At 72.7% G+C, this 26,145-nt stretch carries 26 protein-coding genes; 13 read left to right on the top strand and 13 right to left on the bottom strand.

Annotated elements, in window-relative coordinates; translation table 11 throughout:
- Nucleotides 1-41: 41 nt before the first annotated feature.
- Nucleotides 42-437, bottom strand: a complete 396-nt coding sequence (locus BT341_RS02365; RefSeq protein ID WP_072481743.1) for a DUF5319 domain-containing protein — start codon at nt 435-437, stop codon at nt 42-44.
- 150 nt (nt 438-587) lie between these two features.
- On the opposite strand from BT341_RS02365, the gene guaB reads away from it, so the two are divergent.
- The 4 genes from guaB to BT341_RS02345 all read left to right on the top strand — a co-directional run bounded on the left by guaB (nt 588) and on the right by BT341_RS02345 (nt 4,536).
- Nucleotides 588-2,099, top strand: coding sequence for an IMP dehydrogenase (gene guaB / locus BT341_RS02360; protein WP_072474702.1), 1,512 nt, complete (start codon nt 588-590; stop codon nt 2,097-2,099).
- A 52-nt stretch (nt 2,100-2,151) separates the two neighbouring features.
- Entirely contained in the window at nt 2,152-2,610 is a 459-nt protein-coding gene (locus tag BT341_RS02355) for a DUF3574 domain-containing protein (RefSeq protein ID WP_084742723.1), read from the top strand.
- Between the two features lie 74 nt (nt 2,611-2,684).
- Nucleotides 2,685-3,212 (top strand): hypothetical protein, encoded by a 528-nt coding sequence (locus tag BT341_RS02350; RefSeq protein ID WP_072474700.1) that lies wholly within the window; start codon nt 2,685-2,687, stop codon nt 3,210-3,212.
- Between the two features lie 190 nt (nt 3,213-3,402).
- The gene (locus tag BT341_RS02345; protein ID WP_072474699.1) at nt 3,403-4,536 is read left to right on the top strand and encodes a GuaB3 family IMP dehydrogenase-related protein; all 1,134 of its coding nucleotides are present in this window, start codon (nt 3,403-3,405) and stop codon (nt 4,534-4,536) included.
- Here BT341_RS02345 and BT341_RS02340 read toward each other — a convergent pair.
- Nucleotides 4,520-4,714: a DUF397 domain-containing protein gene (locus BT341_RS02340; RefSeq protein WP_072474698.1), complete on the bottom strand. Its 195-nt coding sequence runs from the start codon at nt 4,712-4,714 to the stop codon at nt 4,520-4,522. The genes BT341_RS02345 and BT341_RS02340 overlap by 17 nt on opposite strands.
- 153 nt (nt 4,715-4,867) lie before the next feature.
- Between BT341_RS02340 and BT341_RS02335 the strand changes: the two genes are divergently transcribed.
- The 3 genes from BT341_RS02335 (at nt 4,868) to BT341_RS02325 (ending at nt 8,932) form a co-directional block, all read left to right on the top strand.
- On the top strand, nt 4,868-6,577 hold the full coding sequence (locus tag BT341_RS02335; protein WP_072474697.1) for a GMC family oxidoreductase: 1,710 nt from the start codon (nt 4,868-4,870) through the stop codon (nt 6,575-6,577).
- 10 nt (nt 6,578-6,587) lie between these two features.
- Nucleotides 6,588-7,298 (top strand): maleylpyruvate isomerase N-terminal domain-containing protein, encoded by a 711-nt coding sequence (locus BT341_RS02330; protein WP_072474696.1) that lies wholly within the window; start codon nt 6,588-6,590, stop codon nt 7,296-7,298.
- 161 nt (nt 7,299-7,459) lie between these two features.
- Entirely contained in the window at nt 7,460-8,932 is a 1,473-nt protein-coding gene (locus BT341_RS02325; RefSeq protein WP_072474695.1) for an FAD-binding oxidoreductase, read from the top strand.
- 1 nt (nt 8,933) lies between these two features.
- Here the strand turns inward: BT341_RS02325 and BT341_RS02320 are convergent, their stop codons facing one another.
- Both BT341_RS02320 and BT341_RS02315 read right to left on the bottom strand, forming a co-directional pair.
- Complete coding sequence (locus BT341_RS02320; RefSeq protein ID WP_072474694.1) at nt 8,934-10,379, bottom strand: aldehyde dehydrogenase family protein; 1,446 nt, start codon at nt 10,377-10,379, stop codon at nt 8,934-8,936.
- A gap of 55 nt (nt 10,380-10,434) precedes the next feature.
- A complete protein-coding gene (locus tag BT341_RS02315) occupies nt 10,435-11,469 on the bottom strand; it encodes a zinc-dependent alcohol dehydrogenase family protein (RefSeq protein ID WP_072474693.1) in 1,035 nt (344 codons plus the stop codon).
- 74 nt (nt 11,470-11,543) lie between these two features.
- Here BT341_RS02315 and BT341_RS02310 point away from each other — a divergent pair, with 74 nt between their 5' ends.
- Nucleotides 11,544-12,149, top strand: coding sequence for a rhomboid family intramembrane serine protease (locus tag BT341_RS02310; protein WP_072474692.1), 606 nt, complete (start codon nt 11,544-11,546; stop codon nt 12,147-12,149).
- Here the strand turns inward: BT341_RS02310 and BT341_RS02305 are convergent.
- Nucleotides 12,117-12,662, bottom strand: coding sequence for a DinB family protein (locus tag BT341_RS02305; protein WP_072474691.1), 546 nt, complete (start codon nt 12,660-12,662; stop codon nt 12,117-12,119). The two genes, BT341_RS02310 and BT341_RS02305, sit on opposite strands and share 33 nt — an antisense overlap.
- 109 nt (nt 12,663-12,771) lie before the next feature.
- Between BT341_RS02305 and guaA the strand changes: the two genes are divergently transcribed.
- Nucleotides 12,772-14,328 (top strand): glutamine-hydrolyzing GMP synthase, encoded by a 1,557-nt coding sequence (guaA, locus tag BT341_RS02300; protein WP_072474690.1) that lies wholly within the window; start codon nt 12,772-12,774, stop codon nt 14,326-14,328.
- 43 nt (nt 14,329-14,371) lie between these two features.
- Here the strand turns inward: guaA and BT341_RS02295 are convergent, their stop codons facing one another.
- The 3 genes from BT341_RS02295 to BT341_RS45145 all read right to left on the bottom strand — a co-directional run bounded on the left by BT341_RS02295 (nt 14,372) and on the right by BT341_RS45145 (nt 16,397).
- On the bottom strand, nt 14,372-14,602 hold the full coding sequence (locus BT341_RS02295) for a hypothetical protein (RefSeq protein ID WP_072474689.1): 231 nt from the start codon (nt 14,600-14,602) through the stop codon (nt 14,372-14,374).
- Complete coding sequence (locus BT341_RS02290) at nt 14,595-15,872, bottom strand: PspC domain-containing protein (RefSeq protein ID WP_072481742.1); 1,278 nt, start codon at nt 15,870-15,872, stop codon at nt 14,595-14,597. The genes BT341_RS02295 and BT341_RS02290 overlap by 8 nt, the downstream gene beginning before the upstream one ends.
- A 198-nt stretch (nt 15,873-16,070) precedes the next feature.
- On the bottom strand, nt 16,071-16,397 hold the full coding sequence (locus tag BT341_RS45145) for a hypothetical protein (RefSeq protein WP_072474688.1): 327 nt from the start codon (nt 16,395-16,397) through the stop codon (nt 16,071-16,073).
- Between the two features lie 21 nt (nt 16,398-16,418).
- Between BT341_RS45145 and BT341_RS45140 the strand changes: the two genes are divergently transcribed.
- Genes BT341_RS45140 through BT341_RS02270 form a run of 3 tightly spaced genes read left to right on the top strand, consistent with a single transcriptional unit; the run spans nt 16,419 to nt 18,850 of the window.
- Nucleotides 16,419-16,823 carry a glycoside hydrolase family 6 protein gene (locus BT341_RS45140; RefSeq protein WP_072474687.1) on the top strand — a complete coding sequence of 135 codons (405 nt, stop codon included), beginning with the start codon at nt 16,419-16,421 and terminating at the stop codon, nt 16,821-16,823.
- Between the two features lie 49 nt (nt 16,824-16,872).
- On the top strand, nt 16,873-18,162 hold the full coding sequence (locus BT341_RS02275) for an ATP-binding protein (protein ID WP_425426461.1): 1,290 nt from the start codon (nt 16,873-16,875) through the stop codon (nt 18,160-18,162).
- A gap of 19 nt (nt 18,163-18,181) precedes the next feature.
- Nucleotides 18,182-18,850 (top strand): response regulator, encoded by a 669-nt coding sequence (locus tag BT341_RS02270; protein WP_476726792.1) that lies wholly within the window; start codon nt 18,182-18,184, stop codon nt 18,848-18,850.
- Here the strand turns inward: BT341_RS02270 and BT341_RS02265 are convergent.
- On the bottom strand, nt 18,847-19,761 hold the full coding sequence (locus tag BT341_RS02265) for a DMT family transporter (protein ID WP_072474685.1): 915 nt from the start codon (nt 19,759-19,761) through the stop codon (nt 18,847-18,849). The genes BT341_RS02270 and BT341_RS02265 overlap by 4 nt on opposite strands.
- A gap of 103 nt (nt 19,762-19,864) precedes the next feature.
- Between BT341_RS02265 and BT341_RS02260 the strand changes: the two genes are divergently transcribed.
- The gene (locus BT341_RS02260; protein ID WP_072474684.1) at nt 19,865-20,767 is read left to right on the top strand and encodes a LysR family transcriptional regulator; all 903 of its coding nucleotides are present in this window, start codon (nt 19,865-19,867) and stop codon (nt 20,765-20,767) included.
- On the opposite strand, the gene BT341_RS02255 is transcribed toward BT341_RS02260, so the two are convergent.
- The 4 genes from BT341_RS02255 to BT341_RS02240 all read right to left on the bottom strand — a co-directional run bounded on the left by BT341_RS02255 (nt 20,764) and on the right by BT341_RS02240 (nt 25,973).
- Nucleotides 20,764-21,834: a serine/threonine-protein kinase gene (locus BT341_RS02255; RefSeq protein WP_072474683.1), complete on the bottom strand. Its 1,071-nt coding sequence runs from the start codon at nt 21,832-21,834 to the stop codon at nt 20,764-20,766. The two genes, BT341_RS02260 and BT341_RS02255, sit on opposite strands and share 4 nt — an antisense overlap.
- A gap of 13 nt (nt 21,835-21,847) precedes the next feature.
- Nucleotides 21,848-23,464 carry a serine/threonine-protein kinase gene (locus BT341_RS02250; RefSeq protein WP_072474682.1) on the bottom strand — a complete coding sequence of 539 codons (1,617 nt, stop codon included), beginning with the start codon at nt 23,462-23,464 and terminating at the stop codon, nt 21,848-21,850.
- Nucleotides 23,465-23,679: 215 nt separating this feature from the next.
- Nucleotides 23,680-24,543, bottom strand: a complete 864-nt coding sequence (locus BT341_RS02245; protein WP_072474681.1) for a hypothetical protein — start codon at nt 24,541-24,543, stop codon at nt 23,680-23,682.
- Between the two features lie 260 nt (nt 24,544-24,803).
- Nucleotides 24,804-25,973, bottom strand: coding sequence for a hypothetical protein (locus tag BT341_RS02240; RefSeq protein WP_143168458.1), 1,170 nt, complete (start codon nt 25,971-25,973; stop codon nt 24,804-24,806).
- Nucleotides 25,974-26,145: the final 172 nt, after the last annotated feature.

Raw genomic sequence — 26,145 nt, 5'->3', positions numbered from 1 at the left:
CCCCTGGTGAGCAACGTCACCAGGGGCTTTTTCCTGGTCTCTCAGTAGGCGCTTTCGTTGGCCGTGACGCCGTCGGCGAAGCCGCGGCAGTAGTCCCAGCTCACGTAGTCGCCGGGGTTGGGGTCGTAGGCCGGCTCGTGCGGACGCATCCGCCCGTCGGCCAGCAGCTGCTCCAGGCTGGCCCGCAGCAGGTGCCAGTCGTGGTAGTGCGGTTCGTCGCATTCGCCGCAGTCGACGACGATGCCGCGGATCCCACGGGGCTCAAGGAGGGCCTGGTAGACGGCCAGATCCGAGAGGTCGGCGAGCAGCTCGGTGCGTTCGGAGTCGCTGATCGGCTCGTCCAGCCGGTCCTCGGGGTCTCCGAAAGCGCGGGCCGGGTCGTCCGGGTCGTCCGCGAACGGGTCTGGAGGCAGGACATCATGCGCCACGGCCTGCACGGTACCCGCCGGTCCCCGCGGCTCGCCCACCACCCGGGGCGGGGCCGCCCGGCGGATATCATGAGGAGAAGGCTCCGAGTCGCCGCCACTGATCCCGAATCGAACGCGGCGACCCCGCTCATCCCGCGCCAGGAAGGCCCTTCACCCGCTATGACCAGCGACGGCATCACCGCCCCCGTTCCGGCCAAGTTCGCCATGCTCGGCCTGACCTTCGACGACGTGCTGCTGCTGCCGGCCGAATCGGACGTCGTGCCCAGCGCGGTCGACACGAGCACCCGGCTGACCCGGAACATCACCCTCGGCATCCCGCTGGTCTCGGCCGCGATGGACACCGTCACCGAGGCGCGGATGGCGATCGCGATGGCCCGCCAGGGCGGCATCGGCGTGCTGCAGCGCAACCTGCCGATCGACGAGCAGGCCGCGCAGGTCGAGGTGGTCAAGCGGTCGGAGGCCGGCATGGTCACCGACCCGGTCACCTGCTCGCCGGACGCGACGCTGGCCGAGGTCGACGCCCTGTGCGCGCGGTTCCGCATCTCCGGCGTGCCGGTGACGGACGCGGCCGGGACGCTGGTGGGCATCATCACCAACCGCGACATGCGGTTCGAGGTCGACCACAGCCGCCCGGTGTCCGAGGTGATGACCAGGGCGCCGCTGGTCACCGCGCAGGTCGGCGTGTCGGCGGACGCGGCGCTGGGCCTGCTGCGCCGGCACAAGATCGAGAAGCTGCCGATCGTCGACGGCGCCGGCAAGCTGCGCGGGCTGATCACGGTCAAGGACTTCGTCAAGACCGAGCAGTACCCGAAGGCGACGAAGGACCCGGACGGCCGGCTCATCGTCGGCGCCGCGGTCGGCGTCGGCGTCGACGGGCACAAGCGCGCGATGGCGCTGGCCGACGCGGGGGTCGACGTGCTGATGGTCGACACGGCGCACGGGCACTCCCGCGCGGTCGTCGACACGGTGTCGCTGCTGAAGAAGGAACTCGGCGAGTCGGTCGACATCGTCGGCGGCAACGTCGCGACGCGGGCGGGCGCGCAGGCGCTGGTCGACGCGGGCGCGGACGGTATCAAGGTCGGCGTCGGCCCGGGCTCGATCTGCACCACCCGGATCGTGGCGGGCGTCGGCGTCCCGCAGATCTCGGCGATCTACGAAGCCGACCAGGCCGCGCGCCCGGCGGGCGTCCCGGTGATCGGCGACGGCGGCATCCAGTACTCGGGCGACATCGCGAAGGCCATCGCGGCCGGCGCGTCCACGGTCATGCTGGGCAGCCTGCTCGCGGGCACCGCCGAGTCGCCCGGCGACCTGATCCTGGTCAACGGCAAGCAGTTCAAGGTCTACCGCGGCATGGGTTCGCTCGGCGCGATGCAGTCGCGCGGCCAGGGCAAGTCGTACTCGAAGGACCGCTACGCCCAGGACGACGTGCTGAACGAGGACAAGCTGGTCCCCGAAGGCATCGAGGGCCGGATCCCGTTCCGCGGCCCGCTGGCGAACGTGGTGCACCAGCTGGTCGGCGGCCTGCGGGCCGGCATGGGGTACGCGGGCGCGAACACGATCGCGGAGCTGCAGGATGCGCAGCTGGTGCGGATCACCGCGGCCGGGCTCAAGGAGAGCCACCCGCACGACGTCACCATGACCGTCGAGGCGCCGAACTACACGACCCGCTAGTCCGCCCTTCCGGTCGTTTCGCGCCCTGGTCATGGGCCGCGACACTCGGCCCATGACCAGGATGGCGATCTCCCGACGGACAGTGGTGGCCGCCGCCGCCGCGGCCGTGCTCGGACTCGGCGGCGGTGTCGCCGCATCGGCCGCTTCGACGCCTTCGCCGGCCACGCCGGCCGTGCAGTCACCGGGCGAGCTCTGGAAACGCACCGAGCTGTTCTTCGGCACGGGCAAGCCGGACGGCACCGAGGTGACCGACCCGGAGTTCGCCGCGTTCGCCGAGCGCGAGATCACCCCGGCGTTCCCGGACGGCTTCACCCGGCTCGACGGGACCGGCCAGTGGCGCGGCGGGACGGGAGCGATCGTGCGGGAGCACACGCACGTGATCGTGCTGCTGTACCCGTTCACCGACCGGGACGCCGAACGGGAGATCGAAGGGCTGCGAGCCGACTACAAGAAGCAGTTCCGGCAGGAGTCGGTACTGCGTTCGGACTCCGTGGAGAAGGTCTCCTTCTGAGTTCCCGTGACCTAGCGTGCTTACGGTAATCGGTCTATCGCCTTGCGTGGCCGCCGTGGTGTGCACTGAAGGACATGACGGTCAGCCGCTTCGCGCGCGTGCTGCGCAAGGTGTTCTTCACGGCCGTCGCACTCGTCTCGCTGTGCCTCGGCGGAGTCGTCTGCCTGATGTGCCAGGTGCTGGCCGGCCGGGACGCGCCCACTTACCGCGTCGACGGGCACGTCGTGTCCCACGAACGGGGAGCGCTCCCGGTCGGCGGGGACGACGACGCGGTGAGCCACACCATCGCGGTCGACGCGGGAAACCGGCGCTACCGCATCACGGCGGTCAGCGCCGGCCTCGACCTGCCGCCGGGACAGCCGGTGGCGCTCGACGTCTCGACGGCGGACGGCGCGGTCGCCTATCTCCACGCCGGCGGCGGCGTGGTCGACCTGCGCCCGGGAGTGGTGCGTCCGGTGCTGCTGATCGTCGCGGCGCTGCTGGCGCTGGGCGCGGTGTACTTCGGTGCGGTCCGGCTGAACGTCTACCCGCCGGTGGCGACCTGGCTGGCCCTCGCGCTGGGCGCGGTGCTGGCCCCGGTGGCGGTGTTCGTGCGGCTGTGAGGGTCCAAAAGCGCCCCAATGTGGCCTTCGGTGCGTCAGACGCAACCAAGGCGGCCTTCGGTGCGCAAGACGCAACCAAGGCCGCATTGGGGCGCTTGCTCCGGGCGGTTGGAACCCCCGTGCGCGGGTCACCCACGCGGCCTAGCGACAATGGGGCACGGCAGATTGTCGTCGTCGGAGGAGGCTTCACGTGCGGGACCTGGTCGAGATCGGGATGGGCCGCACCGCGCGGCGGGCGTACGACCTGGACGACGTCGAGATCGTGCCGTCGCGGCGGACCCGGTCGTCGTCGGTGGTGTCCACCGCTTGGCAGATCGACGCGTACCGCTTCGACCTACCGCTCGTCACGCACCCGACGGACGCGACCGTCTCGCCCGGCACCGCGGTCGCCGTCGGTGAGCTGGGCGGGCTGGGCGTGCTCAACGCCGAAGGTCTCTGGGCGCGGCACGCCAACGTCGAGGACGCCATCTTCCAGCTGGTCCGCGCGGCCGAGGACCTCGAGGACGCGACCGCGGTCGGCCGCGTGCTGCAGGAGCTGCACGCCGCGCCGATCCGGCTCGACCTGCTGACCGAGGCGATCAAGACCATCCGCGAGTCCGGCGTCACCGTCGCCGCGCGCGTGAGCCCGCAGCACGCCGCCGAGCTGACGCCGGACCTCATCGCCGCCGGCGTCGAGATCCTCGTCGTGCAGGGCACGATCATCTCCGCCGAGCACGTGCAGCGCGACGCCGAGCCGCTGAACCTCAAGGAGTTCATCGGCCGCCTCGACGTGCCGGTGATCGCCGGCGGCGTCAGCGACTACCGCACGGCGATGCACCTCATGCGGACCGGCGCCGCGGGCGTCATCGTCGGCCACGGCTACACGCCCGGTGTCACCAGCACCGACCGCGTCCTCGGCATCGGCGTCCCGATGGCCACGGCGATCATCGACGCCGCGGCCGCCCGCCGCGACTACCTCGACGAGACCGGCGGCCGGTACGTGCACGTGCTCGCGGACGGTGGCATGACGACGTCGGGCGACATCGCGAAGGCCATCGCGTGCGGCGCGGACGCCGTCATGCTCGGCGCCCCGCTGGCCGCGGCGTCGGACGCGCCCGGCCAGGGCCTCTACTGGACGGCGGCGGCCGCGCACCCGTCGCTGCCGCGCTCGCGCGTGGCGGCCGGGCCGGACTACGCCGTGGACCTCAAGACCCTGCTGTTCGGGCCGTCGTCCGACGCGGAAGGCGTCGTGAACCTCTTCGGGGCGCTTCGCCGCGCGATGGCGAAGACGGGCTACTCCGACCTCAAGGAGTTCCAGCGGGTGGGGCTCACCGTCCGCCGGTGAGGTGGTCGAGGAACGCCGCGAATGCGGTCGTCGAGCAGGTGAGGATCGGGCGGGGCTCCGGTTGCTTGGTGTCCCGCACGCCCACGACACCGGGACCGGTGCCGACCTCGACGCAGGCGTTCTCCTCGAAGTGGCTGTGGCTCGATTTGTGCCAACCGGTGAGCTGCTGGGGGCGCATGTGGTCCCTCCCGGAAATCGTGTCCCGCCGCCGGTGAATCGGCGACGCGGACATCGAGCACCGTGGTAGATACCCACAATTGCCGTCGGACAACCGTGACTGGCGAGTAACTTACCTCTGGTCAGGACGAGGGCCCCGGGTTACGCTCAGGGTGTGACTGCCAGTAACACCACCACCAGTGCGGGTGGCCTCGACTACGACGTCGTCGTGGTGGGGTCGGGGTTCGGCGGCAGCGTCGCGGCGCTGCGGCTCACCGAGAAGGGCTACCGGGTAGCCGTCGTCGAGGCGGGCCGCCGGTTCGCCGACGACGAGTTCGCGAAGACGTCGTGGGACCTCAAACGCTACCTGTGGGCGCCGCAGGTCGGCTGCTACGGCATCCAGCGCATCCACATGCTCAACGACGTCATGGTGCTGGCGGGCGCGGGCGTCGGCGGCGGGTCGCTCGTCTACGCGAACACGCTGTACCGGCCGCTGAAGCCGTTCTACCGCGACCGGCAATGGGCGCACATCACCGACTGGGAGGCCGAGCTCGCGCCGCACTATGACCAGGCGAGCCGGATGCTGGGCGTGGTCACGAACCCGACGATCACGCCGTCGGACGTCGTGATGCGCGAGGTCGCCAAGGACATGGGGGTCGCCGGCTCCTTCCACCCGACGCCCGTCGGCGTCTACTTCGGCAAGCCCGGCGAGCGGGTGAAGGACCCGTACTTCGGCGGCGCCGGTCCGGACCGCGTCGGCTGCACCGAGTGCGGCTCCTGCATGACCGGCTGCCGCGTCGGGGCGAAGAACACGCTGGTCAAGAACTACCTCTACCTCGCCGAGCAGGACGGCGCGAAGGTCATCCCGCTGACCACCGTGACGTCGGTGCGGCCGATCGACGGCGGGTACGCGGTCGACCTGAAGAAGACCGGGACGACGTCCCGGCGCTTCCGGACCACGATCACCGCCGAAAAGGTCGTCTTCGCGGCCGGCACGTGGGGCACGCAGAACCTGCTGCACCGGATGAAGGACACCGGCACGCTGCCGAAGCTGTCGCGCCGGCTCGGCGAGCTGACCCGCACCAACTCCGAGGCGATCATCGGCGCCGCGCGCACCGAAGTCGACGAGAGCCGCAACTTCAGCCGCGGCGTGGCGATCACGTCGTCGATCCACCCCGACGAGAACACCCACATCGAGCCGGTCCGCTACGGCAAGGGCAGCAACGCGATGAGCCTGCTGCAGACGATCGCCACCGACGGCGCGTCGCCGGTGCCGCGCTGGCAGCAGCTCCTGCGCTTCCTGCTCAAGCACCCGGTGCAGTCGGCGCGCATGCTCAACGGCTACCGCTGGAGCGAGCGCACGGTGATCCTGCTGGTGATGCAGAGCCTGGACAACTCGATCACGACGTACACCAAGCGCGGGCTGTTCGGCCGGCGCAAGTACACGTCGAAGCAGGGCCACGGCGAACCGAACCCGAGCTTCATCCCGGCCGGTCACGAAGCCAACCAGCGCACGGCCGAGCACATCGGCGGCATCGCGGGCGGCACGTGGGGCGAGATCTTCGACATCCCGCTGACGGCACACTTCATCGGCGGCGTCCCGATCGGCGCGACACCCGAGGAAGGCGTCATCGACCCGTACCACCGCGTCTTCGGCTACCCGGGCCTGTCGGTGGTGGACGGCGCGGCGATCACGGCCAACCTCGGCGTGAACCCGTCGCTGACCATCGCCGCCCAGGCGGAGCGGGCGTTTTCGTTCTGGCCCAACAAGGGCGAGCCGGACGCGCGGCCGCCGCAGGACGCGCCGTACGTCCGGCTGGAGCCGGTCGCGCCGAAGAACCCGGCCGTGCCCGCCGGCGCCCCGGCCGCGCTGCGCCGGTCCTAGACTCGGCGCCGTGACGACGGCATCCGAGAAGGCGCACGCACTGCTCGACGGGGTCAGGAAGCTCGACGACGAATGGGCCCGGGTCATCGGCGGCCTCGGCGAGCCCGAGCTGCGCGCGCCCAGCGCGTTGCCCGGCTGGTCGCGAGCGCACGTCCTGGCGCACCTCGCCCGCAACGCCGATGGCCTGCGCAACCTGCTGACGTGGGCGAACACCGGCGTCGAGACCCCGATGTACGCCAGTCCGGAAGCCCGCGACGCCGACATCGAGGCCGGTGCGCGGCGCGGTGCCGCCGACATCCTGGCCGACTTCGTCGCGTCGGCCGGGCGGTTCGAGCAGTACGCCGCCGCGATGCCGGACGAGGCGTGGGCGCGCGAAGCCCGCAACCGGCAGGGCGCACCCGTCACCGGGGCCGTCGTCGCGCGGATGCGGCTGTCCGAGCTGACCATCCACCTCGCCGACCTCGACCGCGGCTACGACCTGGACCGGGTGCTCGGCCTGCTCGGCCCGCTCACCGAGGACGTCGTCCAGCACGCGATCACCTCCCGCGCCGCGCACCTGCCCGCACTGCGCCTGGCCGGCGGCGGCTTCGAGTGGACCATGGGTGCCGCGCCGGGGGTGACCGTCAGCGGGTCCGCCGGCCAGCTGCTGGCCTGGCTCACCGGCCGTTCCGACGGCGCGGCCCTCGACGGCGACGTGCCGCGGCTCCCCGCCTGGGCGTGAACTCGCCGGCACCGTCCGCCGTGTACCGGTCGAGGGCGCGCGCAGGCCCGGGCCCGTCCTAAACTGGGCCTCCCCGGCAGCGAGGAGTCCGATGTGGACAGCGTGAGCAGGCCGGTCGCGTGACCGGGCAACCCGCCGGACGGCCGCACGTCTCCGACCATATGGACAGAAGGGCGTTCCTGCGGGTCGCGGGCGTGTCGGCCGCCGGCGCCGTCGCGGCCGCGTGCGGGCCGGGCGGCCCCTCCGCGCCCGTCGCCTCGACCGCGCCGCCACCGCCGGTGACGTCCGGGCCGCCCGCGAGCCGGCCGCCCAGCGGCCCGCCGAACTGGGACGACCTGCGCACGAAGCTCACCGGCGGCCTGCTGCGCCCGGCCAGCGACGGCTACTCGGCCGCCAAACGCGGCTTCAACTCGCTCTTCGACGGCAACAACCCGGTCGCGGTGGCGACGGCGGCGACGGTCCAGGACGTCCAGACGTGCGTCCAGGCCGCCGCCGGCCGCGTGACGCTCGCCGCGCGCAGCGGCGGCCACAGCTACGCCGGTTACTCCGTCCCCGAGGGCGGGCTGGTCATCGACGTCTCCGCGCTGAACAAGGTCGAGGTCCGCGGCAGCCAGGCCGTGATCGGCGCCGGGGCGAAGCTGCACGACGTCTACGCCGGCCTGGCCGGGGCCGGGCGCGCGCTGCCCGCCGGCTCCTGCCCGACGGTCGGCATCGCCGGGCTGACCCTCGGCGGCGGCATCGGCGTGCTGGCCCGCAAGTACGGCCTGACCTGCGACCACCTGGTCTCCGCGCAGGTCGTCACGGCCGACGGCCGGGTGGTCACGGCGTCCGCGAACTCCGAACCGGACCTGTTCTGGGCGTTGCGCGGCGGGGGCGGCGGCAACTTCGGCATCGTCACCGAGTTCACCTTCGACACGGATCCGGCGCCGGACCTGACGGTGTTCTCGCTGCACTTCCCGGCCGGTTCCGCGGCCGACGTGCTCGCCGCGTGGCAGCAGTGGATCGCCGCCATGCCGCCCGAGCTGTGGGCCAACCTGGTGCTCTCGGGTGGTTCGCCGGTCCAGTGCCGCGTCGGCGGCTGTTACGTCGGTGGCGCCGCCGGGCTGAACACGCTGCTGAACAACCTCACCACCAACGCCGGTGCGCGGCCGGCGCAGCGGGTCGTGCGCAGCCTCGATTACCTCGGCGCGATGAAGTACTTCGAGGGCAGCTCGGCCCGGCAGTCGTTCGTGGCGTCGTCGCGGATCATCACCACCCCGGTCGACGCGGCGAAGGTCGTCGCCCTCGCCGACGGGCGGGCGGGGATGGACCTGCTCATCGACGGCCTCGGCGGCAAGGTCGCCGAGCCGGCGAAGGACGCGACGGCGTTCTGGCACCGCGACGCGCTGGCCAGCGTGCAGATCTACGCGCCGGCCACGACGAAGAACCGCACACAGGTGACGCAGTCGGTGGACGACGTCGTCACCGGGCTCGCCGCGGCCGGCGCGGGTGGCGGGTACGTCAACTACATCGACCCGGACCTGCCCGACTGGAAGACCGCCTACTACGGCGACAACGCCAAGCGGCTGGCCGACGTCGCGAAGAAGTACGACCCCTTCAACGTCTTCCGGTTCGGGCAGGGCATCCAGTCCTGAGTCAGAGGTCGATGCCGGTGAAGACGGTGACGCGTTCCTCCGTCAGGTCGTGCATCGCCGCGAGGACGCCTTCACGGCCGACGCCGGAGCCCTTCACGCCGCCGTAGGGCATCTGGTCGGCGCGGTAGGAGGGGACGTCACCGATGATCACGCCGCCGACCTCCAGCTCCGCGGACGCGTGGAAGGCGAGCTGGACGTCGGTGGTGAAGACGCCGGCCTGGAGGCCATACGCGGAGGCGTTCACCGCCCGGAAGGCGTCGTCCACACCGTCCACAACGGACACCGCGAGCACCGGCCCGAAGATCTCCTCGGCCCACGCCCTGGTGTCCGGCGGGACGTCGGTGAGCAGGGTCGGCGCGACCGTCGCGCCGTCACGGGTGCCGCCGGTGAGGACCTTCGCGCCCGCGGCGACGGCCTCGTCGACCCACGCGACGATCCGCTCGGCGGCGGCTTCGTCGACGACCGGGCCGACGTCGGTGTTGCGGTCGTACGGGTCGCCGGTCCGCTGCGCCTGCACCGCTTCCAGCAGCGCGGGCACGAACTCGCCGGCGACGGCGGCGTCCACGATCACCCGCTGCACGGCGATGCACGACTGCCCGGCCTGGTAGTTGCCGAACGTCGCGATGCGCTGCGCCGCGCCTTCGGGGTCCGGCCAGTCCCGCAGCACGACGGCGGCCGCGTTCCCGCCGAGCTCCAGGACGACGTGCTTGCGCGGCGCGGCGTCCTTGAGCGACCAGCCGACCGGGCCCGAGCCGGTGAACGACACGACGGGCAGCCGCGGGTCGGCGACGAGCCGCTGCGTCTCCTCGTTTCCCAGCGGCAGCACGGAAAACGCGCCTTCAGGCAGGTCCGTCTCGGCGAGGATCTCGCCGAGGATCAACGCCGACAGCGGAGTCCGCGGCGCGGGCTTGACGATGATCGGCGCGCCGATCGCCAGCGACGGCGCCACCTTGTGGGCCACGAGGTTCAGCGGGAAGTTGAACGGCGCGATGCCGAGCACCGGCCCGCGCGGCACGCGCCGGGTCAGCGCCAGCCGCGCCTCGCCCGCGGGATCGGTGTCGAGCCGCTGGACGTCGCCGGTGAACCGGCGGGCGTCTTCGGCGGCGATCCGGAACACCGACACCGCGCGCTTGACCTCGGCCTCGGCCCACTTGAGCGGCTTGCCGTTCTCGGCGGTGATCACCTCGGCGATCTCTTCGGCGCGCGCGGCGAGCACGCGGGAGACGTGCTCCAGCGCGCCCGCGCGGACGTGCGCCGGGGTCCGCCGCAGGTCCTTGGCCACCGAGACGGCAGCGGTCACCGCACGCTCGACCTGCTCCGGCCCGGGCACCGCGACCGTGGCGACCTCGCTGCCGTCGTACGGGTGGTGCACGACGAGGGTGGTGGCGCCCGGCTCCGGGCGGCCGGCGATCCAGGCGGGGCGCGGCTCGGGGGTGATCATGTCCATGCGTACCAACGTAATCCGGGTGGGTGGCCCGCCGCCGGACCCCCACCCGGACGGGTCACGGCTCGATGAGCACCTTCAGCGCTTCGCGAGCCGCCATCGCGCGGTAGCCGTCCGGCACGCCCTCGACGTCGATGGTGCGGTCGAACACCTTCCCGGGCTGGTACTTGCCGTCGAGGACGTCCGGCAGCAGCTCGGGGATGTAGTGCCGGGCCGGGGCGACGCCGCCGGTGACGGTGACGTTGCGGCGGAACACGCCCACGCCGATCGGGCCTTCTTCGTACTGTGGCAGGCCGACCCGGCTGACCTCCCCGCCCGCGCGCACGACCCCGACGCCCATCTCGAACGCGGCCTTCGTGCCGACGCACTCGAGGACGGCGTGCGTGCCCCGCCCGTTCGTCAGCTCCCGCACCTTCTCGATGCCCTCTTCGCCGCGCTCGGCGACGACGTCGGTGGCGCCGAACTCGCGGCCGAGGTCGGTGCGCGCCCGGTGGCGTCCCATGAGGACGATCCGGTCGGCGCCGAGCCGTTTCGCCGCGAGAACCGCGCAGAGGCCGACGGCGCCGTCCCCGATCACGGTGACGTTCTGTCCCGGGCGCACGCGCGCCTTCACCGCGGCGTGGTGCCCGGTCGAGAAGACGTCCGACAGCGTGAGGAACGACGCGAGCAGGCCGGCGTCTTCGGTGTCCGGGAGCTTGACGAGGGTGCCGTCGGCCTGCGGGACGCGTACGGCCTCGCCCTGGCCGCCGTCGACGCCCTTCGCGCCCCAGCCGCCGCCGTGCAGGCACGACGTCTGCAGCCCTTCGCGGCAGAACTCGCACGTGTTGTCGGACCAGACGAACGGCGCGACGGCGAGGTCGCCTTTCTTCAGCGTCGTGACGTCGGCGCCGGTCTCCTCGACCACCCCGAGGAACTCGTGGCCGATCCGGCGGCCGTGCTCGCTCGGCTTCATGTCCGCGTACGGCCAGAGGTCGCTGCCGCAGATGCACGACCGCACGACCCGCAGGACGACGTCGGTCGGCTCCACCAGCTTCGGGTCCGGGACCGTCTCGACCCGCACGTCGCCGGCACCGTAGATGACTGTCGCTCGCATGGTTGGGCCTTCCCGGGAGGGATCGTGACAAACGTCGGGGGTGCGACCGCGGTGGCGCGCCTAGATTTTGCGCCATGAACACGACCACCGCAGGCCGCCACCCGTTCGGGGCACTCGGCACCGGGGCGCGCCGCCCGGTCCTGACCGCCGCGGTGTTCGCCGTGACGCTCGCGTGCGGGATCGCGCAGCTGGTGCACCCGCCGCTGTACGACCACGTCGTCCGCGACGCGTCCCGCATCGACGCCGGCCAGTGGTACCGCCTGGTGACCGGCATGTTCTTCCAGGACAACCGGGCGCTCGGCCTGGTCTCGAACCTGCTGTGGCTGGCGGTGTTCGGCACGCTCGCCGAGCGCGTCTTCAGCCGCCCGAAGTGGTTGCTGCTGTACTTCGGCTGCGGCCTGTTCGGCCAGGTCATGAGCTACGTGTGGCTGAATCCCGTCGGCGCGGGCAACTCGATGTGCGTCGTCGGACTGATCGGTGCGCTGGCCGCGGTCGTCATGGTGGCGTCGCGCCGCTACGGCGTGACGCTGCCGGTGCAGTTCCGGGTGATGGCGTTCGCGGCGCCGGTGCTGGCCGTGATCGACACGCTGCTGCACGACAACCACGGCCTCCCGCTGCTGCTGGGCCTGGCGCTGGGCTTCCTGGTGCTACCGGCTCCGGTAGAGGTCGCGCAGGAGTAGGACTTCGGCGCAGTGGTGGATCATCTCGCGGTGGATGTGCAGCACCAGCGTCGCCATCGGGTACTTCGCGTACGGGCCCTCCGCCGGGCCGCACGGCCGCGCCAAGCCGTCCTCGTCGAGTGACCGCACGCCGGCGATCCACTGCGCGTAGAGCTTGTCGAGTTCGGCCAGTGCCTCGGCGGCCGTCCCGGGGTACGGGTAGTTCTCGTAGCCGATCGGCTGGCCGCCGAAGTGCGACCCGATCCGCGCGCCGAGCACGCCGACGAGGATGTGGCCCAGGCGCCACGCGATCGTCGTGACCGGCGGCGGGACCGGCTCCGGGTAGGCCCAGTCGATGGTGAACGGACCGGTCCCCGGTTCGGCGCCGGACTTCCGCGGCCGGACGGTCCAGCAGCCGGCGACCGGCTCCCAGAGGTACTCCTCGTCGGTGAGGCCCTGGAGCTTCGGGCGGGTGTGCACCCGCCAGTGGAAGCCGAGCTGGTCGGCCAGTTCCTTCGTCCAGTTCACAGCCATGCCACGCACCGTAGGCGCGATCGAGGACAGCACCGGCCCTGAGTCCCGGGTGACCCAGCCCACCTGGGACGATGGAGGGGAATCCCGCTTCTCGCCAGGAGGTCGCCAGGTGCCCGATCCCACCGATCCGGTTCTCGTCGTGGACTTCGGGGCGCAGTACGCGCAGCTGATCGCCCGGCGCGTCCGCGAGGCGCAGATCTACTCGGAGGTCGTCCCGCACAGCGCGTCGACGGAGGAGATCCTCGCGAAGAACCCCGCGGCGATCATCCTTTCCGGTGGTCCGTCGAGCGTGTACGCCGAAGGCGCCCCGGGCATGGACCCGAAGCTCACCGAAGCGGGCGTCCCCATCTTCGGCATCTGCTACGGCCACCAGCTGCTCGCCAGCACGCTCGGCGGCGTCGTCGAGCCGACGGGCGTGCGCGAGTTCGGCCGCACCGAGGTCCGCGTCACCGGCGACGGCGGCGTGCTGCACGCCGGCCTGCCCGAGCACCAGCCCGCCTGGATGAGCCACAACGACAGCGTCACCAAGGCGCCGGAGGGCTCGGTCGTCACGGCGTCCTCCGACGGCGCCCAGGTCGCCGGCTTCGAAGACGTCGAGCGCCGCTTCGCCGGCGTCCAGTACCACCCGGAGGTCGCGCACTCGCCGCACGGCCAGGAGGTGCTGCGCCGGTTCCTGCACGACATCGCCGGCATCAAGCCGCAGTGGACGACGTCGTCGATCGTCGAGGAGCAGGTCAAGCGCATCCGCGAGCAGATCGGCGACGGCCGGGCCATCTGCGGCCTGTCCGGCGGCGTCGACTCGGCCGTCGCGGCCGCGCTCGTGCAGCGCGCCATCGGCGACCGGCTGACCTGCGTGTTCGTCGACCACGGCCTGCTGCGGGCGGGGGAGCGCACCCAGGTCGAGCGCGACTTCGTGGCGGCCACCGGTGTCAACCTGGTCACCATCGACGCCCGCGAGCGGTTCCTCGACGCGCTCGCCGGCGTCACCGACCCGGAGCAGAAGCGCAAGATCATCGGCCGCGAGTTCATCCGCGTGTTCGAGCAGGCCGAGCGCGACCTCAAGGCCGAGGGCGACTACAAGTTCCTGGTCCAGGGCACGCTGTACCCGGACGTCGTCGAGTCCGGCGGCGGCGAAGGCACGGCGAACATCAAGAGCCACCACAACGTCGGCGGCCTGCCGGACGACCTGCAGTTCGAGCTGGTCGAGCCGCTGCGGCTGCTGTTCAAGGACGAGGTCCGCCGGGTCGGCCTGGAGCTGGGCCTGCCCGAGACGATCGTGCACCGCCAGCCGTTCCCCGGCCCCGGCCTGGGCATCCGGATCATCGGCGCGGTGGACCAGCAGCGCCTCGACACGCTGCGGGCCGCGGACCTGATCGCCCGCGAGGAGCTGACCGCGGCCGGGCTGGACCGCGACATCTGGCAGTGCCCGGTGGTGCTGCTGGCCGACGTCCGCAGCGTCGGCGTCCAGGGCGACGGCCGGACCTACGGGCACCCGGTGGTGCTGCGGCCGGTGTCGTCGGAGGACGCGATGACCGCGGACTGGACGCGCCTGCCCTACGACGTCCTGGAGCGGATCTCCACCCGGATCACCAACGAGGTCCCGGAGGTCAACCGGGTCGTGCTGGACGTGACGTCGAAGCCGCCGGGCACCATCGAGTGGGAATAGGACTCGAGGCCCCGGCGTGGGATCCGGGGCCTCGAGAGTTCTTTCAGCGGCGGCGTTTGCCGAACGACGCGCCGAGGAGCAGCAGCCCGACGAACACCGCGCCGCCGGCGATCACCCAGCGGAAGTCGAACTGTGGCAGCCAGCTCGCGCCGTCCGAGAGGACGTACACGGAGATCAGCAGCGTCGCGACCCCGACGATCAGGGTGAAGACGTCGGTACCGCGCTTCGCGGGCTGGGTTTCGTTGTCGTAGGCGTAGGGGTTCTGGTCAGCCACGGCGCACCTCCACGTTGCCCACGCTGTTCTTGACGTGCAGGGTGATCTTCTGGCCGCCGACGCCGTCGGGGCCGTTGTCGGTGCCGGTGAGCGCGTCCTGGCTGATGCCGTCGGTGGACCGGTCGAAGCACGACGCCGAGCCGGCGCCGGTGCTGCAGTCGTAGGTGACGTCCGCGGTCTCCGGCACGATGACGGTGGTGTCGCCCGCGCCGTTGACCACTTCGGTCGAGAAGGGCGCGCCGGCGGGCAGCTTCGACAGGTCGAGGTCGATGTCGCCGGCCGCGTGCTGGTAGCGCGGCTGGACGTCGGCCACCGAGCGCGGCGTGGCCCGGAGGTCGCCCGTGCCGCCGCGGAAGTCGAAGTTCTGGAACGGCACGGTCGTCAGCACCATCCCGGCGATGGCCAGCGGCACGGCCAGCCCGATCAGGCCGCGGCCGCCGCGGGCGAACGCGCCGACGACCAGGCCGATCCCGACCACGCCCAGCACCAGGCCGATGATGTGCTGCGCGGAGAACCAGGCGTTGCCGTCGAGGTTCGCGAGCACGCCACCGCCGGCGATGAGCACGGCGACCGCGAAGGTCACCGAGCCGACCTTGGAGCGGTGTCGCGGCTCGGGCGGCCGGTACGACGACGTCGGCGGCGCGGGCGGCGGTGCCGAAGGCGGGTCGGGCAGGTCCCAGCCCGCCGGGTCGGCGGCGAGGGGGTCCCACCCCGGCTTGGCCCCGGCCTCGGCCGTGGCGGTGTCGGTCATGGTGAAGGCTCCGTTCCCGGTGAAGGCCGGGGCCCGCGGAACGACCGGGGCCGGCCGGTTCTCCTGGCCGCGGCTGCGGTGCAGCAGGTAGAGGGCGACGGTGATGAGCGCGAAGCTGATGAGGCCGCCGCCGTCGAACCACGAGCCGCTGAAGCTGCCCCCGACGCTGACGACGGTGAGGACGGACAGGACGACGGCGAACGCGGGCGACACGGCCGACCGGCCGCGCCCGATCAGGCCTTCGAAGCCGGACACCTCGTCGCCCTCCCCGGGCAGGAACAGCCACCCCAGCAGGTAGAACGGAACGCCGAACCCCCCGAAGACGGTGGCGACCACCAGGGCGATCCGCACGACGACGGGATCGATCCCGTACCGGTACCCGATGGCGGCGGCCACCCCGGCCAGCTTCCGCCCCGCATGCGGCCGCCGGGGACGGCTCACCCAGAAGTCCTTGACGGTCTCCTCGAAGCCGTTCAACGGACCGGGCTTCGGAGCCCGCGTCTCACTCGCACCACTCATACCGAAGAGCATGCGCCACGCGAAGACGGCGTACATCGGGGATGGCCCCTGAGGTTTCCCGGAGAATGACGCCATGATCCGCCGCCTCGCCGTGCTCGCGCTCGTCGCCCTGCTGGCAGCGTGCGGCCCGTACGCGGGCGGCGACCCGCCACCGTCGAAGGCTGTGCACTACGTACTCCTGGGCGACTCGGGCGATTTCTACGTCGATCCCGGCGGCCCTGCGGCGACCTGGGTCCCGGCGGCGCCGCCCGGACCCGCGCGCGACACGGTCCGCGACCGGATCGCGAACCGGCCCGCGGCCCGCCGGATCACCGTCCCCGGCGAAGCGGGACCGTTCGTGCGCGCGGCGGCCACGGCGAAGCGGCAGCCCGTCCTGCTCGCCGACGCTTCCGGTGCCTGCCCCGCCGAGGCCGCCCACGAGTGGTTCGCCGCGCTGGCGCGGGAGATCGCCGGGCAGCCCGCGCTCGTCGTCGTGCGAGCGTGCGACGACGGCCGGGCCGCCGCGCTCGCGGACGCCGTGCGCATTCTGCGCGCGCCCGCACGACCGTGCTGCTCGACGTCTCCGACCTCGGCTTCCCGGACGACGCGGCCCGGTTGCTCGCCGACGCGGACGTGCGGGACGCGGCCGGGTTCGCGCTCAACGTCGGCCGATACGCCCCCGACGACCAGCTCACCGCGACGGCGAAGGCGATCCAGGCCCGCCTGGCCGCATCGACCGGCCGCACCGACTACCTGCCCCTCTCCGACACCAGCCGCAACGGTGCCGCCGTGACCGGCACCTGCAATCCGGCCGGCGCGAAGACCGGCGCCTGGACGCGGCTCGCCCCGGCGCCGCAACCGCAGGGGCTCTGGCTGACCACGCCCGGCGTGTCCGACGGGCCCTGCGGAACCGCGCCGCACAGCCGCCGCGGGGTGTTCGATCCCGGGCTCGCCGTCGCGCTCGTGCCGTAGGTGGATCAGGGATTTCCCCCGATGGAACGCCGTGCCCGCGCGTGTGACCATGGACGGCGTGCAGGAGTCCCTCGACCACGTCACCAGCGAGCAAGTGGCCGTCCCGGAAAAGCCCAAGATGTACCGGCGGCGGTCCGGGCGGGCGGTCGCCGGGGTCGCCGGGGGGCTCGCCGACCACCTCGGCCTGCCGGTCGTCTGGGTGCGCACCGCCTTCGCGCTGCTCGCCGCCCTCAACGGCGCCGGCCTGCTCGCCTACGGGCTCCTCTGGGTCTTCGTCCAGCAGCAGACCGAAGAAGCCGCGAAGGCGCCCACCGCCAAGGAACGTCAGCAGGCCTTCGGCCTGATCGCGCTCGGTGTCGGCCTCGCCGTCGCCAGCGGGACGCTCACCGGGTTCATCAGCGGCTGGGTCGCCGTGCCGCTCGCCGTCGCCATGATCGGGGCCGCGGTCGTCTGGCGGGAGGCCGACGAGTCGCAGCGCCGCCGCTGGAAGGTCGGCGCGAAGGACGGCTTCGCCGGGGCGTTCCTCGGCGGGGGCGGCTGGTCGGCCGCGATCCGGATCGTCGCCGGCGTCGCGCTGGTGATCACCGGCATCGGGGTGGTCGTGCTCCGCAGCGGCAGCTTCGACCAGGTCCAGTTCGCGCTGATCGCCGTCATCGCCACGCTCATCGGCGTCGCCGTGCTGACCGTACCCTTCTGGCTGCGGCTGGTCCGGGACCTCTCCGACGAGCGCAAGGCCCGCATCCGCACCGACGAACGCGCCGAAATCGCCGCTCACCTGCACGACTCCGTCCTGCAGACGCTCGCGTTGATCCAGAAGCAGAGTGAATCCCCGCGCGAGGTCGCGCGGCTGGCCCGCAGCCAGGAACGTGAGCTGCGCGGCTGGCTCTACGGACCCAACGGCTACGGCAAGCCCGCCGAGACCGTCGAGGAGGCCGCCGGTCTGCTGTCGGAAGCGCTCGCCACGGCGTGCGGCGAGGTCGAGGACACGTTCGCGATCTCCGTCGGCCAGGTGGTCGTCGGTGACGCGGAGCTGGACGAGTCGCTGGTCGCGCTGGTCCAGGCCGCGCGCGAAGCCATCGTCAACGCGGCCAAGCACGCCGGGGTCGACGAGGTCAGCGTGTACGCCGAGGTCGAGCCGACGGCGGTGACGGTGTTCGTCCGCGACCGCGGCAAGGGCTTCGACCCCGAGCTCGTCCCGGACGACCGCCACGGGCTCGCCGACTCCATCCGCGGCCGGATGACCCGGCACGGCGGCACGTGCAAGGTCCGCACCGCGCCGGGCGAGGGCACGGAAGTGCAGCTCGCCATGCCGGTGAAAGCGGGCAAGGGGGCGGCGTGAGGCGGCTATGCTCGACGACGTGACTGACAGCCAGCGGGAACCGGTCAAGGTCTTCCTCGTCGACGACCACGCGCTGTTCCGCGCGGGCGTCCGCACCGAGCTCGACTCGATCACCGACGAAGTCCGCGTCGTCGGCGAAGCGGGTTCGGTGGCCGAAGCGGTGGCCGGCATCGCCCGCACGAAGCCGCAGGTGGTCCTGCTCGACGTCCACATGCCCGACGGCGGCGGCGCCGAGGTACTGCGCCGCGTGCGTCCCGAGCTGCCGGATGTCGTGTTCCTGGCGCTGTCGGTCTCGGACGCGGCGGAGGACGTCATCGCGGTCATCCGCGCCGGCGCCCGCGGCTACGTCACGAAGACGATCTCGTCGAAGGAGCTGGTCCGCGCGGTGGTCCGGGTGGCCGACGGCGACGCGGTGTTCTCCCCGCGCCTGGCCGGCTTCGTCCTGGACGCGTTCGCCGACCGCCCGGGCTCGGCGCCGATCAACGACCCGGAGCTGGACCTGCTGACCCCGCGCGAGCGGGACGTGCTGCGACTGCTGGCCCGCGGGTACGCGTACAAGGAGATCGCGTCGGAGCTGTTCATCTCGGTGAAGACGGTCGAGACGCACGTGTCGAGCGTCCTGCGGAAGACCCAGCTGTCGAACCGCTACGAGCTGTCCCGCTGGGCCTCCGACCGCCGTCTCGTCTAGACGCGTTCCGTCGCCCGCGCCGGCAGCGGCGGTGCCGTCACGCGCTTCTGGATCCGGGTCAGCGCGACGCCGCCGAGCACGACCACCATCCCGGCGATCACCCGCAGGTGCAGCTGCTCGCCGAGGAACAACGCGCCCAGCAGCACCGAGACCACCGGCAGCAGGTACCCGACCACCGACGCCGCCACCGCGCCTTCGCTGGCCAGCAGCTGGTAGTTCAACGCGAACGCGATGCCCGTCGACCCGATGCCCAGCACCAGCACCGCGAGCAACGGACCCGTCGACACGTGCACCGGCGTCAACCCGCCCACCGGCACCGCCAGCACCATGAACCCGCTGGCCAGCAGCATCTGGCCCGCCGAAGTCGCGTACGGCGACAACCCGGGGTCCGACAGGTACTTGCCCTCGTAGACGAACGCGAAGCCGTAGCTCGCCGCGGCCGCGAGGCAGGCCAGCGCGCCCCAGCTCAGCAGGCCCGACGCCTGCCACGGCGCGAAGATCAGCAGGATCCCGCCCAGCCCGATGACCAGCCCCGCCACGCGCGTGCCGGTCATCCGCGAAGACGTCCCCATCAGCGGCGCCGCCAGCAGCACCCACAGCGGCGTCGTCGAGTTCAGCACCCCGGTGATCCCGGAGTCGACCGTCGTCTCGCCGATCGCGAACAGCAGGAACGGCAGGGCGTTGTGGAAGAACGCGGCGACGGCCAGGTGCCCCCACATCCGGCGGCCCCGCGGCAGCCGCGCGCGCTGCAGCCGGCACAGCAGCACCAGCATCGCCGCGCCGAGCACGAGCCGCGCCAGCACCAGCTGGACCGGCGAGAACATTCCCAGCCCCAGCTTGATCCAGAAGAAGCTCGAGCCCCACATCAACGCCAGCGCGCCGATCCGCAGCAGGGTCTTCGTCTCTCCCACCCAGTCCTCCTTCGCCGAACAAGCGCCAGCTTCGCTCGCCCGAGACGTAAGGACAAGCGAAATTAACTGCAGGGACGCTTAAGCTGAGCTGTACGATCGGGGCATGCTCGACGTTCGCCGCATGCAGGTCCTCCGCGCCGTGATCACCAGCGGGTCGATCACCGCCGCGGCCCGCAACCTCGGCTACACGCCGTCCGCGATCAGCCAGCAGCTCTCGGCACTCGAACGCGAAGCGGGCACCGAGCTGCTGGAGCGCGTCGGCCGCGGCGTCCGGCCGACCGCGGCGGGCGCGCTGCTGTCCGAGCACGCCGAGACGCTGAGCGCCGAGCTGGCCCGAGCCGAAGCCGCGCTGACCGAGCTCAAGGAAGGCCGCATCGGCCGCGTCGCCATCCGCTACTTCGCGACGGCCGGAGCGTCCCTGGTCCCGCCCGCCATCGCCGCGGTCCGCCGCGAGCACCCCGGCGTCCGCCTCGACCTGAAGCTCGTCGAGCCGGACGACCCGATGATGGACGTCGAAGCGGGCGAGGCCGACGTCGCGATCACTGTCTTCCCGCGCAAGACCCCGCCGGGCAAGGGGGTCGAGCTGGTGCACCTGCTCGACGACCCGTACCGCGCCGTGCTGCCGAAAACGCACCCGCTGGCCCGCAAGCGCGTGCTCGACCTGACCGAGTTCGCCGAGGAGCCGTGGGTCGGCGTCGACGGCCTCCCGGGCGTCTGCCGCGACATCCTGGAGAGTGCCTGCGCGTCCGCCGGGTTCGCGCCGAACATCGTCGTCGAGTCCGAGGACTACCAGACGGCGCAGGGGTTCGTCGCCGCCGGCATCGGCGTCGGCCTGGTGCCTGAACTGGGACTCGGCGCCCCGCACCCCGGCGTGGTCGTCCGCCGGATCCGCAACCCGGAGCCGGTCCGCGCGATCCACGCGGCGGTGGCGTCACGGGCGGCGGGCCACCCGGCCGTCCGCACGCTGCTGGCGGCCATGCGCGCGGCGACCGCCAAGGTGGCCTAGACGAAGAACAGCTCCGAGACGAGGATGCCGACGAGCACGGCCGCGAGAATCGCGGCCACGGTGACCAGCGTCTTCTTCGACACCGGCAGGTTCCGTCCGCCGGCCTGCTGCTGCGGCTGCGGTGCCGGCGGCGGCGCGTACTGCATGGCCTGCGGTACCGGCGGGATCTGCTGCGTCGCGCCCTGGGCCGCGTAGCCGGGCGGCGGCGTGAGCGGGACCTGCTGCTGGAACGGCGGCGGCCCCGGCGGCACCGGCGGCCGTCCCGCGGGCATCGTCGGGATGGCCGGCGCGGTCGGCGGGATGAACGCCGTCTCGCGGCCCTCGGTGATCGCCTTCAGCGAGCGGACCGTGTCGGCCATGGTCGGACGCGTCGTCGGGTCGATGCGCAGCATCTTGCGCAGCGCCTCGGTGAGCACGCCCGCGTTCTGCGGCGGGCGTTCCGAAGACTGGCCGTCGTCACCGAACGGCGGGACACCCTCGACGGACGTGTAGAGCGTCGCGCCGAGTGAGAAGACGTCCGCGGCCGGGGTCGGCGGCAGCCCGCGCGCGACCTCGGGTGCCACGTACGCCGGGCTGGGGCCGCCGCCGCTGATGCCGATGTCGGTGAGCTTCACGCCGCCGTCGTCGGCGAGCAGCACCGTGCCCGGCTCGAGCGTGCGGTGCACGAACCCGGCCGCGTGGATCGCCGTGAGCGCGTTGCCCAGCTGGATGCCCAGGTGCGCCGCTTGGTCGGGGGTGAGCCTGCCGTGCTCGGCGAGGAACGTCGCCATGCTGCGCGACGGGATGTACTCCATCACCAGCCAGACGTCCTGGCCGTCGGGCAGCACGTCGAACACCTTGATCGCGCACGGGTGCTCGATCCGCGCGGCGTCCTTGCCCTCCTGCATCGCGGCGGCGCGCGCCTGCTCGGCGCGGTCCCCAGCCCCGACGGGCAGGTACATCCGCTTCATCGCGACGGTGCGGAACAGCCGCGTGTCGAACGCCAGCCACACGATGCCCGCGCGGCCACGGCCGATCGGCTGGTCCAGCCGGAACCGGCCGCCGACGATGGTGCCTTCAGAACTCAAGGTGGGTCCTCGATCATCCGCCGTTGGCTACGCTCGAGCTGGAGCCGCCAGTTGGCGTATCGGTCGGCTTGGTGTCGGTTGACGGCGTCGTAGAAGGCGGTTTCGGCGTCGTCGACTTCGGCGTAGTGGTCGTTTCCACGGGTTGCGTTTCGCGTGGAGTGGACGTGTGCCTGGCCGACGAGGTCGTCTCCTGGGCAGGCGGCGGCACGTCCGCCGTGCTGACCGAATCCTCCGTCGTCGACGGCAGCGACTCCGACGTCGCGACGGGCGCCGGCTTGCTGCTCGACACCGGCGCCGCGGGGGCCTCCGGGTTGTTCGGGCTCAGCAGCCACACGGCGAGCGCCACCAGGCCCACGACCACGATGCCGCCGATGATCGCCGGGCGCTTCCAGGCGCCGGGCTTCTCGTCGTCCTCGTCCGCCGGGCTCGTCTGCGGGCGCCGCGGCGGGGGCGGCGGGGCCGGCTCGTCTTCGTAGTCGTCGTAGTCGTCCGCGTACGGGCTCTGCTCGTGCGGCGGCACCGGCACCGCGCGGGTCGCGGCCAGTCCGGGTGGCACGTTCCCCGCGGCCTGGTGGCCGTACCCGTCGTAGTCGTCCTCCGGGTAGCCGGTGGCCTCCGGGTAGTCGTCCTCGTCGTAGTACGGCACGGCCTGGGTCGGGGCCGGGTCGTTCAGCAGCGTGCCCGAGTGGCCCGCCGGGACCTCGTCGAACATCTGGGTCGCGTTCGGGTCCGCGACGGCGGCCGCGCCGAGGACGCCGGCGGACGGCGCCAGCACCGTCTCGTCGGCCGGGGCGCCGAGCGGCGTCTCACCGCGGGCGACGGCCGCGAGCAGCTCCTCGCACTCCTCGGCGGTCGGCCGGTGCTGGACGTCCGGGTGCAGCAGCACGGCCAGCACGCTCGCCAGCGGCCCGGACTGGCGCGGCGGGATGATCTGGCCCGCCGCGACCGCGTGCAGCAGGCTCAGCGTGTTCTCCGACAGCCCGAACGGCGGCTGGCCCTCGCACGCGGCATACAGCGTGGAGCCGAGGGAGAAGACGTCGGACTCGGGTCCCGGCTCGCCGCCGATGGCGACCTCGGGGGCGAGGTAGGCGGGGGTGCCGGCGATCATCCCGGTCTTGGTGACCGTGACGTCGTCCTTGGCGCGGGAGATGCCGAAGTCGGTGATCTTCACGGTGCCGTTGCCGGCGAGCAGGATGTTGCCCGGCTTGATGTCGCGGTGCACGATGCCGTTCGCGTGCGCCTCGCGCAGCGCCGCGGCGACCTGGGCGCCGATGCGCGCCACCTCCGTCGGCGGCAGCGTGCGGCGTTCCTGCAGCACGGCGGCCAGGCTGGTGGAGTTGAGGTACTCCATGATCAGGCAGGGCTGCCCGTTGTCGTCGGTGACGACGTCGAAGACGGAGATCGCGTTCGGGTGGTGCAGGCGGGCCGCGATCCGGCCCTCGCGCATGGTCCGCTGCCGGGCGTCCTCGGCGTCGTGCTCGTCCAGGTGCGGCTGGAGGAGCAGCTGCTTGATGGCGACCGTGCGGCCCAGGACCTCGTCGTGCGCCTGCCAGACGGCCCCCATCGCGCCCGTGCCGATCCGGCCGACGATGCGGTACCGACCGGCGACCAGACGACCCTCGTCGCTCACGCGACCTCCCTTTGGGCTCCGACTTCACCAGGGCGTGAGGATCGGTGCCTGGTGACGCGGCCACGCGCACGCCGCTTCGCTGGAGCGTATGCACATGTCGTGGGCTGCGTGCCGGCTTTTCCGAGACCGGCCCGTGACAAGGCTAGGCGCTCACTCTGCGCACACGAATCCGGTACAGGCACTTGAACCACGGGTGAAGGAGTGATCGCCGAGGGCTACATGTACTGGGCCGAGACGAGCTCGGCTTCGGTGATCAGCCCACCGGTGTCGGCGACGCGGAAGAGCTGGGTGACGCGGACCAGGGCGCCGTCCGGCCGGTGCAGCGTCGCGACCGCGAGGATCGAGCCGTCCGGCTTGATCTGCGTGTCGGCTTCCTGGACGTCGATGGCGTCCATCGAGCTCCAGGTGCGGACCAGCTCGCCCGCCGCGCCATCGGCCAGCGAGGGGCTCAGCAGGGCCAGCGCGCCCGCCGGGTCCTTCGCGATGGTGGCGTAGAAATCCTTGACGGCCTGGATCTTCCGGCTCGCGCTGCGCGCGTCGGCCGCCGTGTCCGGCACCGCGTTCGGCGGGGCCGGCGCGGCCTGGACCTGCGGGCTGCCCCCGGCAGGCTGCTGGGCCGTCGGCGTGCCACCGGAGTGCGTGCCCGGCGTGGACGTGCTGCGCTGCTCCGGCGCGCCGCCGCCGGACTGGCGCTGCGGGACGGCGAGGCCGCCGAGCTCGGCGGCGCCGCTGAACCCGGCGGGCCGGGCCTGGCCGCCTTCGGACACCGCGCGGTGCGTACTGGTCAGCATCGGCGCGGCGGCCACCGCGCCGGCGACGAGCGCGCCCGCGGCGACGAGCCCGGCCAGCTTGGCCCGGCGGGCCAGCCGGCTTTCGGGTTCGCCGGCGTCCTCGGCCCGCTCCGGTTCGCGGACCGGTTCCGGGCGGGGCGGCAGGAACTTCTGCGGGTCGCGGAAGACCTGCTCGAGATAGTCGCGGTCGGCGTCGCCGACGCCGTCGAGAATCTCGGCCGGGATCACGTCCTCGACGCGGACGGCCTGAGGTGCTGCCTCACGCCGTGTGCGCTGCCGATCAAGCACGAAAGTCCTCGCTCTGGGGTTCCGGGGACGGCCGCTCGGCCGTTCGGCCGGGCTGCCGTTGGTCCGGCTGGCCGACTCGTGGCCGGATCCGGACCCGCTGTCGTCAGGTAACCCTGTGCGGACGGGCACCACCAGGCTCTGTCGCCGGAATGCCGTCGCGAGACGACGAGCGGCAGCTTATGTCACCCACCCGGACCAGGGGTAACCGCTCGGCGCACCGCACGTGCATCGGAACGGGCGAGCCGCACGTGCAGGCCCCGTTACTGGCCGTCAGCCGTGATCTTGTCGCCGTCCCCGAACGTCAGCGTGCGCTCCTCGACCTTCTTGGAGCCGTCGGTGTAGGTGATCTCGACGGTGTTCACCGTGACCCCGCGCTGCTGGTCGATGCTGATCTTGCGGACCTCGAAGTACGCGATGCCGGCGTACCGCTCGGCGAGGGCCTTCGGGCCCTGGTCGTGCAGCTGGCCGGTGGTGACCGACGACGCCGCCGCCGGGTCGGTGGTGACGGTGTTGAAGAACTTCTCGGAGTTGTCCCCCATGGTCTGCGGGTCCGGCGGGAAGGAGTAGTACCAGGGCGCCGTGGCCGACGTCTCGCGCGGGGCCGGCGTGACCGGCGGCTTGTGCGGCGGCCCGCTCGGCGTGACCGTCCCGGTCGTCACGGGCCGCTCGGTGACGGCGGCCGGCGGCGGGGCGGTGCCGTCGACGGGACCGGCGCCGCCGCCCCCGCTGCGCCCGGCCGCCTTCTCCGGCGGGGCCGTGCTGTCCGGCTCCGGGGCGGAGCCGCCCTGGTGGGTCGGCGGCTCGGCGTCGCCGGTCGGGTCGATGACGGTCGGGGCGCCCTGGTAGCCCGGCCACGCGCCCTGCACGGCCTGGTCCACCGGCGGCTTCCCGACCAGGTAGGACCCGGCGAACAGCAGCCCGACGACCACGGCACCGGACGCGCCGGTCGCGAACCAGGCCGCCTTCTTCCAGGTCTTGGGCGGGGTCACGGAAGCGGGCACCGAGCCGATGGTGAACCCGCCGAGCCCGTCGATCGGGGGCGCGGCGTAGATGCGGACGTCTTCGTCGTCCTGGTCCGCGACGCGGGGCCGCGGGGTGGCCAGCGAGACGCGGGTGCGCCGGGCGGCCTGGTCGGTGCGGGACTCGGTGCGCGGTGGCGCTTCGTCGGTTTCGAGGTCCTCGACGCCGTCGAGCGGCAGGCTGCCGTGCGCGGCGGGGAACAGCGGCGGCGCGGGCCGCCGGTCGCGGGGTTGGGGGAGCGGCAGGGAGCCGGACACCGGCGGGTCGGCCGGGGCGAGCCCGGCCGCGTGCCGCCGCGCGGCGCGGTTCGGGGGCAGCGGCGGCGTCCAGCCGCCCGTGCCGTCGAGCCGGTGCCGCCCGGGATGCGCGGGCGCGGTGCCGCGTCCGTGGAACTCCGTGCCGTTGCTCATGTCGGCTCGACCGCCCCGGGGTGCGGTCCTGACGCCGTCCGGCGGCCAGAGGACCCGATCGGAGCATCCTCACGCGCGGAATCGCGTTCGGAATCCTGCGCAGATGCACGCGCATGCGACACTGGGCGCGCGGGGCCGCTGCCCCCGCGCGTCCCCCGGGCGATGCCCGACC

Source organism: Amycolatopsis australiensis (assembly GCF_900119165.1).
GTDB classification, from domain to species: domain Bacteria; phylum Actinomycetota; class Actinomycetes; order Mycobacteriales; family Pseudonocardiaceae; genus Amycolatopsis; species Amycolatopsis australiensis.
This window is presented reverse-complemented; position numbering and strand designations above follow the sequence as displayed.

Bases quoted from the DNA above. Each gene is read 5' to 3' on its own strand.
- guaB (WP_072474702.1), top strand. From the start codon at position 588: ATGACCAGCGACGGCATCACCGCCCCCGTTCCGGCCAAGTTCGCCATG.
- BT341_RS02355 (WP_084742723.1), top strand. From the start codon at position 2,152: ATGACCAGGATGGCGATCTCCCGACGGACAGTGGTGGCCGCCGCCGCC.
- BT341_RS02350 (WP_072474700.1), top strand. From the start codon at position 2,685: ATGACGGTCAGCCGCTTCGCGCGCGTGCTGCGCAAGGTGTTCTTCACG.
- BT341_RS02340 (WP_072474698.1), bottom strand. From the start codon at position 4,714: ATGCGCCCCCAGCAGCTCACCGGTTGGCACAAATCGAGCCACAGCCAC.
- BT341_RS02325 (WP_072474695.1), top strand. From the start codon at position 7,460: ATGGACAGAAGGGCGTTCCTGCGGGTCGCGGGCGTGTCGGCCGCCGGC.
- BT341_RS02320 (WP_072474694.1), bottom strand. From the start codon at position 10,379: ATGGACATGATCACCCCCGAGCCGCGCCCCGCCTGGATCGCCGGCCGC.
- BT341_RS02315 (WP_072474693.1), bottom strand. From the start codon at position 11,469: ATGCGAGCGACAGTCATCTACGGTGCCGGCGACGTGCGGGTCGAGACG.
- BT341_RS02310 (WP_072474692.1), top strand. From the start codon at position 11,544: ATGAACACGACCACCGCAGGCCGCCACCCGTTCGGGGCACTCGGCACC.
- BT341_RS02305 (WP_072474691.1), bottom strand. From the start codon at position 12,662: ATGGCTGTGAACTGGACGAAGGAACTGGCCGACCAGCTCGGCTTCCAC.
- BT341_RS02290 (WP_072481742.1), bottom strand. From the start codon at position 15,872: ATGAGTGGTGCGAGTGAGACGCGGGCTCCGAAGCCCGGTCCGTTGAAC.
- BT341_RS45145 (WP_072474688.1), bottom strand. From the start codon at position 16,397: ATGCGCACGGCGTCCGCGAGCGCGGCGGCCCGGCCGTCGTCGCACGCT.
- BT341_RS02275 (WP_425426461.1), top strand. From the start codon at position 16,873: ATGGACGGCGTGCAGGAGTCCCTCGACCACGTCACCAGCGAGCAAGTG.
- BT341_RS02260 (WP_072474684.1), top strand. From the start codon at position 19,865: ATGCTCGACGTTCGCCGCATGCAGGTCCTCCGCGCCGTGATCACCAGC.
- BT341_RS02240 (WP_143168458.1), bottom strand. From the start codon at position 25,973: ATGAGCAACGGCACGGAGTTCCACGGACGCGGCACCGCGCCCGCGCAT.